The organism is Chloroflexota bacterium (genome assembly GCA_018648225.1).
GTDB lineage: Bacteria > Chloroflexota > Anaerolineae > Anaerolineales > UBA11858 > NIOZ-UU35.
In genome coordinates this window covers 23,520-38,706 of sequence record JABGRQ010000199.1, presented here as the reverse complement: position 1 = coordinate 38,706, position 15,187 = coordinate 23,520, and the positions used below count along the sequence as shown (strand labels likewise).

The following is a 15,187-nucleotide window of genomic DNA, read 5'->3' as shown; positions in this document are numbered from 1 at the left end:
GCGGTGACGTGCCATCGGCAAGCAAAGTGTTCAAGCTATTCTTGATTATTACAGAAAAACAAAAAATCTCTGTGGCCTTCGTGTCTTTGTGGTTAGTTTTTTTCAGGATGAACTTTTTTCCCGCGCGCCCAGGCGATCAGAATATGCAGCGGGAGCGGGATCAGCCCCACAACGGGGAGCAGCCACTTGAGCAGGTAATAGTGATCCTCCCCCTCGCATTGTAGATTCTCGTCAATCGTCTGATTCCCCTCGGGGCCGTAGATTCCCACCAAAATATCAATCACCGCATCGTTATACCCCTGGGCCGCGTAGAAGGGGCGAATTCGCTCAGGATCGGCTTCGATGGCATCTATATCATGCTCCACGACCACCCCGTAGTCGGCATCTAAAATCCACCAAATGTCGTTTTCATTATCCACGCGGGCGCGTGTTACCACATGTCCCTCCAGCCCGACGATATGGGCTTTAACGCGGTTGCGGCCCAGAATATCGGCCAGCATTTTGGAAGATTGTGAGCATACTGAAGTTGCTCGCTCGATGGCGCGTTCGGCGCGGCAGAATTCGTAATTGGCGCGCTCGCCGCGTAATATTTGATCGAAGAAGATCAGGTAATTTTCGCGCAGTGGTACGCGCAATCGGAAAGCCGGGTCGCCGCTCTCCGGCCAGTAATGCACCGTGCCATCGAAAATGAGCTGCGTCAGGCGTTTAACATATTCGGGATACTGTTCGTCAATCGCCACGTCGCGGTTCATTTGGGTGTAAACTTCCTGGGGGGCGTATTGTGCTGTGCGCTGTTTGCCTGCATACTCGATTTCATCATATACTGCTGGATTGCGCAGCGGAATCAGCACGCCGCTGAAGTTGATAAGCAGCAAAAGAACACTGATGCCGAAGGCAACCGCGCTGGCGAATTTTGTGTAGCGCGCCTCGCGAGGGTTGATGAAACTGCTAAAAATGACGGCCACGAAACCGGCCACCACCCCGGCGATTTGCATCGCCCCGATGCCATAACTCCCGGCGGGGTTGTAAATCAAATCAAGTTTCAGCACGCCAAAGATGAGCATGATCCCGGCGATATCAAATAACAGGGCGAGTGGCTTACGCAAATTAGGTGCAATGTGGTTAATCATGAGGATTGTCTTTCGCGGGTGTGTCTATCTGATAGGGTATATCTTTGCTCAAAAAGGAGGGGTGGACTTGCATGTCCACCCCTCCTGCTTTTGCATTCAGATTATACCCGTATCTTGACCTGTGGACGCCCGCGGTTATAATTCAGGAATTGAATTTTAGGACTTATGCTATGAATCTGGATGACGCACACGAAACCCGCGAGTTGCTTCTGCTCGAAACCATTGAACAGAACCCCGATGTGAATCAGACTACTTTGGCTGACAAGCTGGATGTGGCCGTTGGTACGGTCAATTGGCATATTAAGCGCCTGGTCGAAAAAGGTTTCATTAAGCTGAAACGCGCTGAGCGCAAAAAGCTGCGCTATATCATCACCCCCGAGGGGCTGGCTTTTCGCGCTCAGTTGACTGTGAATTATGTGGAAAACTCGATGTTGCTTTTCCGCCGCACCCGCCGCCGGACGTTGGAACTGCTGATGGATATTCGCACTGAAGGTTATGAAAGCATCCGCATTTTGGGCAACGGCGATCTGGTGGATGTGATTCGTCTGACGTGCCTGGAACAAGGTATGGGCGTTGAAGGTGACCCAGCCGCACCCGCACTGGAAATACGCGGCTGGCGAGTTTACCGTTCAGAGAAGGAGATGCAGCCATGAGCGAGCATATTCTGATTACCGGAGGGGCAGGGTATATTGGTTCGTATCTAACTGGCGAATTGCTGCGTCGAGGGCATCGCGTGACTGTAGTGGATGATCTGCTCTATGGCGGTGAGTCGCTGTTGGCCTATTTGCCCAATGATGATTTTCATTTCGTCAAAGCCGATGTCTGTGAAAACCGCGCCATCCGCACTGCCGCACCCGATGATTGGCCTGTGCCCGCAGCCGTAATACATCTGGCTGCGATTGCTGGATTTCCGGCCTGTCAGTCGGTAGGACGACAGGTGGCTTGGCGCTATAACGTCGAATCGACTCAGCGAGTTTTCGAGCAGGCCGAAAATATGGGCGTGGAGCGTTTCATCTACATCTCTACGTATAGTAATTATGGCCTTTCCATGGATGGAAATCCTGTAACGGAAGAGACGCCAGTAAACCCGCAATCGCTGTATGCCGAAACGAAAGTTGCCTCAGAACGTTATTTGCTGGCGCAGTCGGAAAGCAGCACATGTGCGCCGCTGATATTCCGCCCGGCGACGCTTTATGGCCTCTCGCCGCGTCCACGTTTCGATCTCATCGTCAATCAGTTTGTGCTGGATGCCTTCACAAAGCGGCGCTTGATGATTTATCAACGCGGTTACTCGCGCTCTTTTGTCCACATTGCCGACTCGGTTCATGGTATTATTTTGGGTCTTCGAGCGCCGCTGGAGAAAATCCGCGGGCAAATTTACAATGTCGGCGCGGATGATGGCAACCTGACCAAAGATCAGGTGGTGCAGCTAATCCTCAAACGCCTGCCGGAGACGATTGTTGATAATAAAGATATTACCTTCGGCGGCGATATGCGCGATATTGCCGTTTCGTTCGAGAAAATCCAGCGCGAGTTGGGTTTTACTGCCCGCTACACGGTGGATAATGGTGTGCGCGAAATTCTGCTGGCTCTGCAAAATGGCCTGATCCGCAACCCCACCGATCCGCGTTATCGCAATGCGCGTTTTATCGTGCAGTGAAGCAGGATTGAGTTAGTATTTGGTAACTGCTCAGGCTAATGTCTTCGCAAAGAAAATGCCGAAAAAAGGGGTGTGCGTGGGGGCGCAGCCCCCACGCACACCCCTTTTTTCGGCCTCTTTCAGTTCAAAGCTAAACAATTTCTTTGTTAGGGAGTCTGGATTGCAGGAAAAAACATGGTTTCCTGGTTGTTGAATAGAAGGAAAAAAATATGATCAAAGCATTAATTACTGGAATTTCCGGACAGGATGGTTCGTATCTGGCGGAGTTGTTGCTCTCAAAGGGCTACGAAGTTCATGGCATTGTGCGCCGCGCAAGCACGTTTAGCACCGGGCGCATCGACCACCTGTACCGCGATCCGCACAACGGAGAGAAAGCCCAAATGCGCTTGCATTACGGCGACCTTGCCAGTTCGGACAGCTTGCAAAATGTGATCCAGGCCGTCGAGCCGGATGAGATCTATAATCTGGCGGCGCAGAGTCATGTGCGCGTCAGCTTCGACATGCCGGAGTATACCGGCGATGTGACTGGAATCGGTACGCTGCGAATTTTGGAAGCCGTTCGCCGTTCCGGACGAAAGGTGCGTTTTTATCAGGCCTCCACCAGTGAGTTGTTTGGCAGCGCCAAGCCACCTCAGAGCGAAACTACGCCATTCGAGCCACAAAGTCCGTATGCCGCGGCCAAAGCTTATGCTCATTGGCTGACCAAAAATTACCGCGATGGCTATGGTATTTTTGCCAGCACGGGCATTCTCTTCAACCATGAGTCCCCCCGCCGGGGTGAGACTTTCGTCACTCGCAAGATCACGCGCGCGGTCGCGTCGATCCTGGCCGGGAAGCAGAAAAAACTCTATATGGGTAATCTCGACTCGCTGCGCGATTGGGGCTACGCGCCCGAATATGTCGAAGTCATGTGGCGCTTGCTGCAACTCGACCAGCCCGCGGAGATTGTCATCGGCACCGGCGAATCCCACACCGTGCGCGAATTTCTGAATGAAGCTTTTGGATATGTCGGCCTGAATTACGAAGATTATGTTCAAATTGATCCGCAGTATTTTCGTCCTACCGAGGTCGACTATTTGCTGGCCGAGCCGAAGAAGGCGCGCGAGCTGCTGGGTTGGGAGCCGAAAATCCGCTTCCACGAGTTGGTGCGCATTATGATGGATGCCGATCTGGAATTGTTAGGATTAGAAGTTCCCGGCGAGGGCAAGCGCCTGCTGGCGGAGCGTTTCGATGGCTGGCATCGCTGGGAAGATCAAGTTATCAGCATGGATAGATGAACATGGAAAATACATACCCGAATCCGAAAGAATTTTGGGCTGAGCGCCGTGTCTGTGTGACCGGTGGGGCTGGTTTTTTGGGATCGTTTGTGCAGGCCGAATTGCGGGAACGCGGCGCAAGCGAGATTTTCATCCCTCATATTGAAGATTACGACCTGACGCAGTTAAGCGACATCCAACGCATGTTGGTGGATGCGCGGCCCGATGTGATTATTCATCTGGCAGCGTTGGCCGGTGGCATTGGGGCCAACCGCGAGCGTCCGGCGGAGTTCTTTTACAAAAACCTGATGATGGGGGTTCCGTTGATGCACGCCGCCTGGGAGCAGGGCGTGGAGAAATTTGTTGCCATTGGCACAATTTGCGCCTACCCTAAGTTCACGCCGGTGCCTTTCAAGGAAGAAAATCTGTGGGATGGTTATCCCGAAGAGACCAATGCGCCTTACGGATTGGCTAAAAAAATGCTGCTGGTACAGGCGCAAGCCTATCGCGAGCAATATGATTTCAATGCCATATATGTGCTGCCGGTCAATCTTTATGGGCCGCGTGATAACTTCAATCTGGAAACTTCACACGTTATTCCGGCACTGGTGCGCAAGATGATCGAAGCCCAGCAGCGCGGCGATGCTGAAGTGATCCTGTGGGGCGATGGCTCCCCGACGCGTGAGTTCTTCTACGCTGGTGACGCCGCCCGCGGTATTGTGTTGGCTGCCGAGCGTTATAATGGTTCTGAACCCGTTAATCTTGGCGCGGGGATGGAGATCAGCATTAAGGATTTGGCCGAGATGATCGCGCGCCTGACAGATTTTGCGGGTAAAGTTGTCTGGGATACCAGCAAACCCAACGGACAACCGCGCCGAGCGCTGGATACGAGCCTGGCAAAAAAATACTTCGATTTTGAAGCCCAAATGTCGTTTGAAGAAGGACTTCGTCGGACGATTGAGTGGTTCCGTCAAAACCAGAATTCCATTGCGTGATACGAGTTTAAGGTTACAGGTTGAAGGTTGAAAATTTTATATACCTTCAACCTTCAACCTTCAATTTTTAACCTTCAACCCTTATGACTGAAACTTCCCCTACTCCCATCACGGCCCCTGCCGAAACGATCCTCCTGCGCCCCACGCGCGGCTGGACGGCATTGAATCTGGGCGATTTGTGGCGTTATCGTGAGTTAATTTTCTTTCTCACTTGGCGCGATATTAAAGTGCGCTACAAACAAACAGTTCTGGGGATGGCCTGGGCAATTATTCGTCCGGTAATGTCGATGCTCGTCTACGCGTTGATATTTGGTCAATTGGCGAATCTGGATTCAGAAGGTGTTCCTTACACGGTCTTTACCTACGCGGCGCTTTTGCCCTGGCAGTTATTTTCCAAAGCAATGAACGATACCGGGCGCTCGATGGTCTCCAATCGTAATATGATTACCAAAATCTACTTCCCGCGTTTGGTGATTCCCATATCAACAGTACTCAGTGGACTGGTAGATTTTTTCATCGCTTTCTTGGTTCTCATCGGGATGTTGTTTTACTATAAAATTCCCCTGACCCCGGCCATTTGGACGCTGCCGCTCTTCTTGTTGTTGACCATGATTACGGCGCTAGGTGTTGGATTGTGGTTCTCTTCACTGAATGTGCTATACCGCGATGTTGGCTATATGCTGCCTTTTATCACTGAAATGTGGAAATACCTCACACCCGTAGCCTACTCTGCCGGGTATATCACCGGAACCTGGAAGTTGATCTACGCCCTCAACCCAATGGCGGGGGCGGTGGATGGTTTCCGCTGGGCGCTGCTTGGCATAGAGTTAGACCCTTCGGCATCTGTTACCATGGCGATTTCGGTCGGCGTGGCGATTGTGGTGCTGGTCTCCGGCTTGTTCTATTTCCGTCGCATGGAACGTACATTTGCGGATATGGTTTAAGGACGGGAGTATGAAACCCGATGATCTAAACGCCGTGATAGATAGCGGTCATCAATTCTTTATAAAACTACAAGCTTTCCGAAAGAGAAATCGTAAATGACTCCCCCGTCCCACGTCCTCGGTCCTCCGTCGCCGGATGGCCTTGCTATCCGAGTAGAAAACCTCGGCAAACAATACCGCATCGGCATCGCGCCGGAAAAATATCGTACGCTGCGCGAGAGTATTGTCAATGTCGCAACCTGGCCGATTCAACGCATCCGCCGCGGGCTGGCTCCTACGGGCGCGGAGCAATCTGATACGATTTGGGCGTTGCGTGATGTTTCCTTCACTGTAGAACAAGGCTCCGTGTTGGGCGTGATTGGTCGCAACGGAGCCGGAAAAAGTACCCTACTCAAAGTGCTTTCGCGCGTCACCGAACCGACTGTTGGTGAAGTTGAGATTCGCGGTCGAGTGGGTTCTCTACTCGAAGTCGGGACTGGCTTCCACCCCGAACTAACCGGGCGCGAGAATATCTATCTCAATGGCGCCATTTTGGGTATGAAGCGTAACGAAATCGATGGCAAATACGACGAGATCGTGGATTTCTCGGGTGTGGAGCAATTTATTGATACGCCGGTCAAACGCTATTCCAGCGGTATGTATTTGCGGTTGGCCTTCGCCGTGGCGGCCCATTTGGAGCCGGAGATTCTCGTTGTGGATGAAGTTTTGGCTGTGGGTGATGCTGAATTCCAGCGCAAGTGCATCGGCAAGATGAGTGATGTGGCTCAGGAAGGCCGCACGGTGCTTTTTGTCAGCCATGATATGTCGGCCATTTTACGCCTGACCGAGGAAGCGATTGTGTTAGAAGGCGGCAAGATCGTATATCGCGCCCCAACCGTCGAAGCCGTAGATTACTATATGACATCTGGTTTTTCCGAAGCCGGAGAGCGCAAATGGGAAGTCGATGAGATTCCTGACGCCGCCGCGCCATTTACCCCCATTGCGCTACGCGTGCGGGATGCACGCCAAAACAACGTGGATGTCGTCCGCTCCACCGAGGCAATCCACCTCGAGGTCGAGTACGAACTCGCCGAACCCATCCAGGGGCTGCGCGTTGGCCTGTATCTGATGAGCGCCCGCGGCGAGTACGTCTTTACATCCTTCGACACCGACGAGCCAGAACAATACAATCAATTTGGTATCCGCCCGGCGGGGCATTATTGCAGCATTTGCACCATTCCCCCGGATTTGCTCAACGAAGGTCGCTATACTGTGGGTTTGAACGCCAGTTCTTTCCGTGTGAAACGTTATTTCATGGATGAACGTGCCCTGACTTTCAACGTAGATGGCATGGGCGCACCCGGAAAGCAGTGGTCGGAGCGGCGCGTGGGTTTGATCCGCCCGCGTTTGCAATGGCGCATCGAAGAAAAAAATCGTAAATGATGATGAAACCACGAAGCCAGGAATTTTCTCCTGGTTTCCTGGCTTCCTTATGGAAATTTGAATGATTGCAAAAGAAACCGCAAAAAAAATTCTGGGCGAACTGCCTCTGACCGCCGAACTCTACTGGCTGCTGCGCCAGAATAGCGAGCCGCCAGTGGGGGGCTATCACCTGGATAACCTCGAAAAGTATATACCGCAATGGTTGGAACAGGCTCAGGCGGCGAAAACTGACGCGCAACAGCCCAAACGCGTGCTGGTATTTGGCGTGCTGCGCTATTGGCTGGAACACACCCTTATCACCAGTTTGGCGCTGGCCGCGTTGGGGCACGATGTGACCCTCACCTACCTGCCCTATGCCCACTGGAAAAAGCATATCAACCGCTTCGATTTGCGTCGCCAAGATATGTACGTCAAGAGTGTTGTCGAGCAAGTCAAGCCCTTTATCCAGATCGAATCCTTGCTCGATGCGCCCCAGGCGCGGGTACTCCCCGCTGAACTGGCTGCGCAGATGCCCGCGGCGGCTTTCCGTGATACGCAATACAGCCTGCTGCGTGAAGATATTGACCCCGAGAGCGACCTGTATTATCTGCGTCAGGCGCGCAATGAAGTTCACGCCCGCCGGATGCTGGCCTATATGCAAAAACAGCGTCCCGATGTTGTCGTCGTGCCCAATGGCAGTATTCTGGAGTTTGGCATCACCTACCGTGTGGCGCGTTATCTGGGCATCCCGGTTAACACCTACGAATTCGGTGAGCAAGACAGCCGCATGTGGATGGCGCAAAATGATGATGTTATGCGGCAGGATACTTCGGCTTTGTGGGAAGCGCGCGGCAAAACGCCATTGACCGCGATCGAAAAGGAACGCATCGAAAAGTTATTTGCTTCCCGGCAGGGAGCGAATTTGTGGCAGAATTTCGCCCGCCAATGGCAGGATGCGCCCAAAGTAGGTGGGAGCGCGGTGCGGCGCGACCTCGGGCTGGATTCTCGTCCCCTGGTGTTGATTCCTGCCAATGTGCTGGGTGACAGCTTAACATTGGGCCGCCATCTCTTTAGCGAATCGATGACCGAATGGATGACGCGCACAATTAAATTCTTTGGTCAGCACCCCGAAGCGCAACTGGTCATCCGCGTGCATCCGGGCGAGCGCGTCGGCTGGGGGCTTTCAGTCTACGATATATTGCTGGAACGCTTCAAAGAATTTCCCGAAAATGTGCGCGTTCTGCCTGCCGATTCGACTGTCAATACCTACGATCTGGTAGACGCCGCCGATTTTGGCCTGGTGTTCACCACCACTACTGGTATGGAGATGGCCTTAATTGGCAAGCCGGTCATCGTATCCGGCCAGACGCACTACCGCGGCAAAGGCTTTACTCTGGATGCCGAATCTTGGGATGGATTTTTCGAACTCTTGGAAAATGTGCTGCAAAACCCGAAGGACTATTATTTATCCGAAGAACAAGTGGAATTAGCCTGGTGTTACGCTTACCGCTTTTTCTTCGAGTATCCACAACCTTACCCCTGGCGTGTGCCCAATATCTGGAAAAGTGTCGAAGACTGGAGCATTGAGCGCGTCTTCAGCCCGGAAGGGATGGCGCGTTTTGGCAATACCTTCCGCTATCTGGTCGGTGATCCCATTGACTGGTCTTTGTCTGCGGCAGGAGACGAGTAGCCGTGATTGAAAGCCTGCGCGACCGCCCCATCTTTTTATGTGGTCATCCGCGTTCTGGCACCAGCTTGCTGCGCTCCTTGTTTGACGGGCATCCTCAGGTCGTTGTATATCCGTTTGAGAGTTTCTTTTTCCGCGGATTTTTACCTCAGGCCGCCAAACTGAATGCCGATAAGCGCATTGAATTTGCTGCCAGATATTTACTCCAGTTCTTTAAACTGCGCCCAGAGATGGCTGCCGAATTCGAGCAATTCCCTGCCGAGGCACGCAAAATTCAAGCCTTCGCCCAAATCTGTCTGGCGGTTCAGCAGCATGTTCAGGATTATGGCTATCGTCACGACGGCGATTTATTGGCTGCGGTGATTCTGGCGTTTGGACAGGTATACCAGTTGATCGGCCCCGAAACGTGCTACTGGCTGGAAAAATCGATTTTCAATGAATTCTTCGCCGAGCAGATTTTCAATTGGTGGCCGGAAGCGCGCTGCATCCATGTGATGCGCGATCCGCGCGATGTTTTTGTTTCCTATCACCCTCGGCGTAAAAAAGTGCTGCCGCGCAAATTTGCCCTGCGTTGGCAAAAAAGCGCCGAACAGGGATGGGCGAATCAGCGCAAATATGGCCACGGTCGGTATTTGATCTTCAAATACGAGCACCTGGTACAGAATCCGGAAAATGCCCTGACAGAATTGACGAGTTTCCTGGAAATTGAGTACGCGGATACTTTAAAAACCCCTTCGGAGTTGGGCATGCCCTGGGAAGGCAATTCGACCTTTACCGATTCGTTGGCAGGTATCAGCACTCAGCCGGTTGCACGCTGGAAAGACGAACTCACCCTACTAGAAACACAGACCATCGAGCAAATTACTGGAAGAACCATGCAGCGTTCGGACTACTTAACTGAAACAAAGCCATCACTGGCCTCAAGTTTGCATATTTTTCGCGGGTGGCTGAGTTATTATCGCCACGTATTATCAAATATTGACCCTACGGATATTTCCGGGATTGATTTATAGGACAGGCATGAGTACGGAAGCAGACATAAAACAAGAAGTTCGCGAATTCTACGATCAGGTGGGGTGGCAGGAAGTCGGCGAGGGTGTGTATCAAAATGCGCGCTACGAAGACTTGCGCCCGGTCTCGCGTGATTATATTCATCGCTGTCATTTACGCGTCAATCGGCATCTCAAACCGACAGGGCATTTTTTGCTCGATGCTGGTTCTGGCCCGATCCAGTACCCGGAATATTTGACCTACTCACAGGGCTATGATTTTCGTGTCTGTGCCGATATTTCGCACGTCGCCCTGAAAGATGCTCGCAAGCGCGCTGGCGAAGGCCATGCCCTGTGCGTGGTTGCTGATGTGGCTCATTTACCCTTTGCCAACGATGTGTTCGATGGACTGGTCTCGCTGCACACGCTGCATCACCTGCCGCAGGATGAGCACATCCCTGCTTATCAGGAGTTGTACCGTGTCCTGAAGGTTGATTCGACAGGGGTGGTGGTCAATGGCTGGGGGGATGCGCGCATCCCGCGGTTATTAGTCAAACCCATGCGCTGGATGAATCGCATTATTGGCATTCTACGGCGCATCTTTGGCATTCAGGCACCGCTACACCCGGCGAAACCCTCCCCAACTCCGGAGAGTGAACAGCGCAAAAGCACCTTCGTACGCAAATACGATGCTGAGTGGCTCAAAGACCAGCTTACTCCAATCCTGGCGTTTGACATCTTCGTCTGGCGCGCCGTCAGTGTAAAACACTTGCGTACTTTTGTACATTCCGGTTTTGGTGGGCGCATATTACTGCGCCTGTTATTCTGGCTCGAAGCGCGCGCCCCGCGTTACTTTGGCGAAAACGGGCAGTATCCGTTGGTCGTGATTCGGAAAGATTGAAAGAACATCTACCACGAAGACACGAAGAAAAAAAGCTTTGTGTCTTTGTGGTGAGAAAAAAATAATACTTGTGGAGTTGATATGAACTGGAAAGAACAAGTTGTCCTCGTTACCGGTGGCACCGGCTCATTTGGTAAAAAATTCATTCGCATCTTGATGGATGAATATCAGCCCAAAAAGATAATTGTTTACAGCCGTGATGAACTCAAACAACACGAAATGCGCACCGCTGGCTACGATCACCCCAATTTGCGCTATTTCATTGGCGATGTGCGCGATTTGGAACGTATGAAGCGCGCCATGCAAGGGGTGGATATTGTGGTTCATGCCGCCGCCCTCAAGCAGGTTCCAGCGTGTGAATACAACCCGATGGAAGCCATCAAAACCAATATTCTTGGCAGCAGCAACGTGGTTAATGCCGCCCTCGACAGCGGAGTCAAAAAAGTACTCGCGCTGAGTACCGACAAAGCGGTCAGCCCGGTGAATCTCTATGGGGCTACGAAATTGGCTGCCGAAAAACTGGTTGTACAAAGCAACGCCTACGCCGGAAAATATGCCACCCGCCTGAGTTGTGTGCGTTATGGTAATGTGGTGGGCAGCCGGGGCAGTGTTGTACCAGTTTTTCTGCGCCAGCGCGACAGCGGCACACTGAGCGTTACCGATGACCGCATGACTCGTTTCTGGCTTTCGCTAGAACAAGGTGTACGCTTTGTCATCAAGAATATTGAACACATGCAGGGCGGGGAAGTCTTCGTCCCCAAAATTCCCAGCATGAAAGTTGTTGATTTAGCAAAAGCCATTGCTCCCAATGCTGAACTCGATATAGTCGGAATCCGCCCCGGGGAAAAATTGCATGAGATGATGATTTCGCGTGACGAATCACGCTCGACGATTGAACTCGACGATATGTATGTAGTTCTTCCGGTGGAAGCGTTCTGGTTCGGTGGTGAGTGGCAAGAAAAAGGGGACCCCGTTCTCGATGGTTTCCGCTATTCCAGTGATAAAAACACTGAATGGTTGGAACTGGACGAAATTAAAAAGATTATTGCTCCATTTGAGGAGGAATTTGCTCAAGGAAAATTAACATGACCCTCAAGTTTGAATAGCCTCGACGATTCAATCGTGGCCCGTTAGCAATGCATATGGGCAAGTGTTTATGAAAATTTTAGTGACCGGGGTAAGCGGCTTGCTGGGTATCAATATTGCTTTAGAAGCTGCTCAAAATCATGACGTGGTTGGCATTGTCAACCGTCACCCCTTGAAAACACAGGCTTTCTCGGTTCAACAGGTAGACCTGCGTACCCCCGGCACAGTAGAACGCCTTTTCGATAACGTACAACCCGATTGGGTAATCCATTGTGCCGCCCTGGCAAATTTAGAAGCTTGTGAGAAAGACCCCGAACTGGCCGGGGAATTGAATATTGATCTTCCCCGGAAACTGGCTCGCTATGTCGCCAGGGGCGGAGCGCGCCTGTTGCATGTTTCTACGGATGCGGTCTTTGATGGCGTGACGGGGAACTACACTGAAGAAGATGCGCCGAATCCCCTGAGCGTTTATGCTCAAACCAAGCTGGCCGGGGAGCGCGCCGTGCAGGAAGCCAACCCCGATGCGATCATTGTCAGAGTCAACTTGTTTGGCTGGAGCCTGCTCGGTCAACGTAGTCTGGCAGAGTTCTTTTTCTATAATCTCCAGGCCGGGGCGTCAGTTAAAGGCTTTACGGATGTATATTTTTGTCCATTATATGCCAATGATATGGCGCATATCTTCTTGCAGATGCTTTCCAAGGGGTTGAGCGGGTTGTACCATGTTTTCAGCAGCGATCATATGAGCAAGTACACTTTCGGGGTAGAAATCGCTCAAAAATTTGCACTCAACCCCGAGCTGATCGCGCCCATCGCTGTTTCTGCCGCGGGTCTGCGGGCTACGCGTTCCCCCAATTTGACGATGAGCGTGGATAAACTTATCCACGATTTAGGCACAATACCCCCCACAATATCCACAGGGTTGGAGCGGTTTCATCAACATTATCAACAGAGTTATCCACAGATGTTGCGAGAAATGACTCGGAGAAATTGATATGAACTGGCAAACCCTTCTAGTTTTTGTATTGTTGTTCATCTCGGCGGTTGCGGCATTGGTGATGACATTTTTTGCATGGCAACGCCGGGAGCTACCAGGTGCGCGCGCTTTCGCAATGGTGACGGCATCTTTGGCTACCTGGTCGCTTTTCTATGCCCTGGAAGTTTGGGCGCAAGATATTACCACAATTATTCTGTGGTCGAAATTCCAGTATGTGGGGATCGCGTATATCCCGGTGGGATGGTTTCTCTTTGCGATGGGTTTCTCCGGACGCGAGCAGTGGTGGAAACCCGTGTGGATTGCCATTTTAAGTGTTATTCCGGTACTCACCGTTATTTCTGCGTTCACGAATGAGTGGCACGGTTGGCACTGGTCTGCGTTGACGCTCAACACGGATGGCCCTTTTGTGATGCTGGATGCAACTTATGGGGTTGGGTGGTGGATATATTTCGTGTACGCCTATGTGCTGCTCTTTGTTGGCTCTGTGGCGTTGATCATTGCCCTGTGGAATTTTCCGGCGGCTTATCGCTGGCAATTGGTTTTGTTGATCCTCAGCCCGATTCTCCCCTGGGTGGGGAACGCGCTTTATATTGCTCGAATCAGCCCGGTTCCACAGCTTGATTTAGGGCCGTTTGCTTTCACCGGCAGCGCCATCATCCTGGGGTGGGGGATCTTCCGGTTCCGGTTGTTTGATATGGTGCCGGTGGCGCGTTCGTTGGTTGTGGATAATATGAGCATAGCCATGTTTGTCCTCGATCAGCATGATCGTGTGGTGGATGCGAACCCGGCTGCTTTAGTGATGATCAATAGTGAAGGTAGCAGTATCAACGGTTTGACAGCCGATCAGGTGTTTGGCCGGTGGCCTGAAATCCTGGCGCAATTTGCGGGCGTTTTTGAAATTACCGAAGAGATTTCTGTCCCTGTGGGTGATGCTCGGCAATATCTCAAAGTGCAAATTTCGCCAATTCATACGCAGACGGGCAAAATTACCGGACGCCTGGTGATGTTGAGCGATATTACCCGTGACAAGCTGGCTGAAGAAGCGTTGGCGATGGCTCAGGTACGCACAGAGTTTCTGGCTAAAGTTGGGCACGAGTTGCGCACCCCGATTGGGGGCATTTTAGGGCTGGTGGAAATGATGGAGTATGGGGTCTATGGCTCGGTAACTGAGCAACAGGGCGAGGTTTTACGGCGCATTATTGGCCGAACGAATTATCTGACCAGCCTTGTTAATGATCTATTGGATTTGACGCGTTTGGAAAGTGGTCAATTTAGTTTGGCGATGAATGCTTATCAGGTAGCTGACTTGATAAAACAGATACAGGAAAATTTTGCGGCTGCCTTTCAAGAGAAAAGTTTGGTGTTTTCCATAGAGATAGCGCCTGATATTCCTCCCATGCTGTGTGGTGATGCGACTAGGCTATATCAAATTTTGGCGAATCTGGTTGATAATGCCATTAAATTCACCGATCAGGGCAGTGTAAAAGTTCGTGCTTTTTGTCCGGATGATACGCATTGGGCAATGGAAGTTGCTGATACCGGCATTGGCATTCCTGAGCCGGTGCAAGTACACTTGTTTGATGCATTTCGGCAAGCGAATTATTCGATTACCAGAGAGCAAGATGGCGTTGGGCTGGGATTGGCCATCGTTAAACAACTTGTGACCTTGATGGGTGGTGAAGTGCGTTTAGTTAGCAAAGAGGGAGAGGGCGCTGTGTTTACGGTGCTGTTACCCCTTGAAATCCCAACATCTGAGCGTATGGAGGAAGCATCATGACCAAGCCCCTGGCATTTATTGTTGAAGATGATCTGACCATCGTAACGGTCTTTGAAGAGGCTTTGAAAGCTGCGGATTACGAAACCGAAATTTTTTCCAATGGGCAAGCTGTTTTGGATCGTCTGGAAGAAACGATTCCAGCCATTATGATCCTGGATATTCATTTGCCAAAAGTATCTGGTAAGGATATTTTGTTGTATATTCGCTCTAATGAACGTTTGGAAGATATGCGTGTGATCATTGTCAGTGCCGATGCGGCTTTGGCCGAATCGCTGCGCGGTGAAGCGGATCTTGTATTGACCAAGCCCATTAGTTTCCACCAGTTGCGTGAACTTTCGGCTCGCCTGCGCCCGTAACCGAGATAAAG

14 protein-coding genes are annotated in these 15,187 nt (G+C 51.6%); 13 read left to right on the top strand and 1 reads right to left on the bottom strand.

The window, feature by feature from the left end; all coding sequences use genetic code 11:
* Positions 1–92: 92 nt before the first annotated feature.
* Positions 93–1,130 (bottom strand): hypothetical protein, encoded by a 1,038-nt coding sequence (locus HN413_17240; GenBank protein MBT3392146.1) that lies wholly within the window; start codon positions 1,128–1,130, stop codon positions 93–95.
* Between the two features lie 170 nt (positions 1,131–1,300).
* On the opposite strand from HN413_17240, the gene HN413_17235 reads away from it, so the two are divergent.
* From HN413_17235 to HN413_17175, 13 genes are all read left to right on the top strand, one after another.
* Entirely contained in the window at positions 1,301–1,783 is a 483-nt protein-coding gene (locus HN413_17235; protein ID MBT3392145.1) for a winged helix-turn-helix transcriptional regulator, read from the top strand.
* The gene (locus HN413_17230; protein ID MBT3392144.1) at positions 1,780–2,790 is read left to right on the top strand and encodes an NAD(P)-dependent oxidoreductase; all 1,011 of its coding nucleotides are present in this window, start codon (positions 1,780–1,782) and stop codon (positions 2,788–2,790) included. The genes HN413_17235 and HN413_17230 overlap by 4 nt, the downstream gene beginning before the upstream one ends.
* A gap of 209 nt (positions 2,791–2,999) precedes the next feature.
* Positions 3,000–4,067 carry a GDP-mannose 4,6-dehydratase gene (gmd, locus tag HN413_17225; protein ID MBT3392143.1) on the top strand — a complete coding sequence of 356 codons (1,068 nt, stop codon included), beginning with the start codon at positions 3,000–3,002 and terminating at the stop codon, positions 4,065–4,067.
* Positions 4,064–5,041, top strand: coding sequence for a GDP-L-fucose synthase (locus HN413_17220; protein ID MBT3392142.1), 978 nt, complete (start codon positions 4,064–4,066; stop codon positions 5,039–5,041). Before gmd ends, HN413_17220 begins: the two co-directional genes overlap by 4 nt.
* An 83-nt stretch (positions 5,042–5,124) precedes the next feature.
* Entirely contained in the window at positions 5,125–5,985 is an 861-nt protein-coding gene (locus HN413_17215; GenBank protein MBT3392141.1) for an ABC transporter permease, read from the top strand.
* Between the two features lie 96 nt (positions 5,986–6,081).
* Positions 6,082–7,407: an ABC transporter ATP-binding protein gene (locus HN413_17210; protein MBT3392140.1), complete on the top strand. Its 1,326-nt coding sequence runs from the start codon at positions 6,082–6,084 to the stop codon at positions 7,405–7,407.
* A gap of 61 nt (positions 7,408–7,468) precedes the next feature.
* Positions 7,469–9,076, top strand: a complete 1,608-nt coding sequence (locus HN413_17205) for a hypothetical protein (protein MBT3392139.1) — start codon at positions 7,469–7,471, stop codon at positions 9,074–9,076.
* 2 nt (positions 9,077–9,078) lie between these two features.
* Positions 9,079–10,086 carry a sulfotransferase gene (locus tag HN413_17200; protein ID MBT3392138.1) on the top strand — a complete coding sequence of 336 codons (1,008 nt, stop codon included), beginning with the start codon at positions 9,079–9,081 and terminating at the stop codon, positions 10,084–10,086.
* 7 nt (positions 10,087–10,093) lie between these two features.
* A complete protein-coding gene (locus tag HN413_17195) occupies positions 10,094–10,963 on the top strand; it encodes a class I SAM-dependent methyltransferase (GenBank protein ID MBT3392137.1) in 870 nt (289 codons plus the stop codon).
* Between the two features lie 81 nt (positions 10,964–11,044).
* Positions 11,045–12,052: a UDP-N-acetylglucosamine 4,6-dehydratase (inverting) gene (gene pseB, locus HN413_17190; protein ID MBT3392136.1), complete on the top strand. Its 1,008-nt coding sequence runs from the start codon at positions 11,045–11,047 to the stop codon at positions 12,050–12,052.
* Positions 12,053–12,119: 67 nt separating this feature from the next.
* Entirely contained in the window at positions 12,120–13,040 is a 921-nt protein-coding gene (locus HN413_17185) for an SDR family oxidoreductase (GenBank protein MBT3392135.1), read from the top strand.
* 1 nt (position 13,041) lies between these two features.
* A complete protein-coding gene (locus tag HN413_17180; protein MBT3392134.1) occupies positions 13,042–14,820 on the top strand; it encodes a hypothetical protein in 1,779 nt (592 codons plus the stop codon).
* Positions 14,817–15,176, top strand: a complete 360-nt coding sequence (locus HN413_17175; GenBank protein MBT3392133.1) for a response regulator transcription factor — start codon at positions 14,817–14,819, stop codon at positions 15,174–15,176. The genes HN413_17180 and HN413_17175 overlap by 4 nt, the downstream gene beginning before the upstream one ends.
* Positions 15,177–15,187: the final 11 nt, after the last annotated feature.

Bases quoted from the DNA above. Each gene is read 5' to 3' on its own strand.
- HN413_17240 (MBT3392146.1), bottom strand. From the start codon at position 1,130: ATGATTAACCACATTGCACCTAATTTGCGTAAGCCACTCGCCCTGTTA.
- HN413_17235 (MBT3392145.1), top strand. From the start codon at position 1,301: ATGAATCTGGATGACGCACACGAAACCCGCGAGTTGCTTCTGCTCGAA.
- HN413_17230 (MBT3392144.1), top strand. From the start codon at position 1,780: ATGAGCGAGCATATTCTGATTACCGGAGGGGCAGGGTATATTGGTTCG.
- gmd (MBT3392143.1), top strand. From the start codon at position 3,000: ATGATCAAAGCATTAATTACTGGAATTTCCGGACAGGATGGTTCGTAT.
- HN413_17220 (MBT3392142.1), top strand. From the start codon at position 4,064: ATGAACATGGAAAATACATACCCGAATCCGAAAGAATTTTGGGCTGAG.
- HN413_17215 (MBT3392141.1), top strand. From the start codon at position 5,125: ATGACTGAAACTTCCCCTACTCCCATCACGGCCCCTGCCGAAACGATC.
- HN413_17210 (MBT3392140.1), top strand. From the start codon at position 6,082: ATGACTCCCCCGTCCCACGTCCTCGGTCCTCCGTCGCCGGATGGCCTT.
- HN413_17205 (MBT3392139.1), top strand. From the start codon at position 7,469: ATGATTGCAAAAGAAACCGCAAAAAAAATTCTGGGCGAACTGCCTCTG.
- HN413_17195 (MBT3392137.1), top strand. From the start codon at position 10,094: ATGAGTACGGAAGCAGACATAAAACAAGAAGTTCGCGAATTCTACGAT.
- pseB (MBT3392136.1), top strand. From the start codon at position 11,045: ATGAACTGGAAAGAACAAGTTGTCCTCGTTACCGGTGGCACCGGCTCA.
- HN413_17185 (MBT3392135.1), top strand. From the start codon at position 12,120: ATGAAAATTTTAGTGACCGGGGTAAGCGGCTTGCTGGGTATCAATATT.
- HN413_17180 (MBT3392134.1), top strand. From the start codon at position 13,042: ATGAACTGGCAAACCCTTCTAGTTTTTGTATTGTTGTTCATCTCGGCG.
- HN413_17175 (MBT3392133.1), top strand. From the start codon at position 14,817: ATGACCAAGCCCCTGGCATTTATTGTTGAAGATGATCTGACCATCGTA.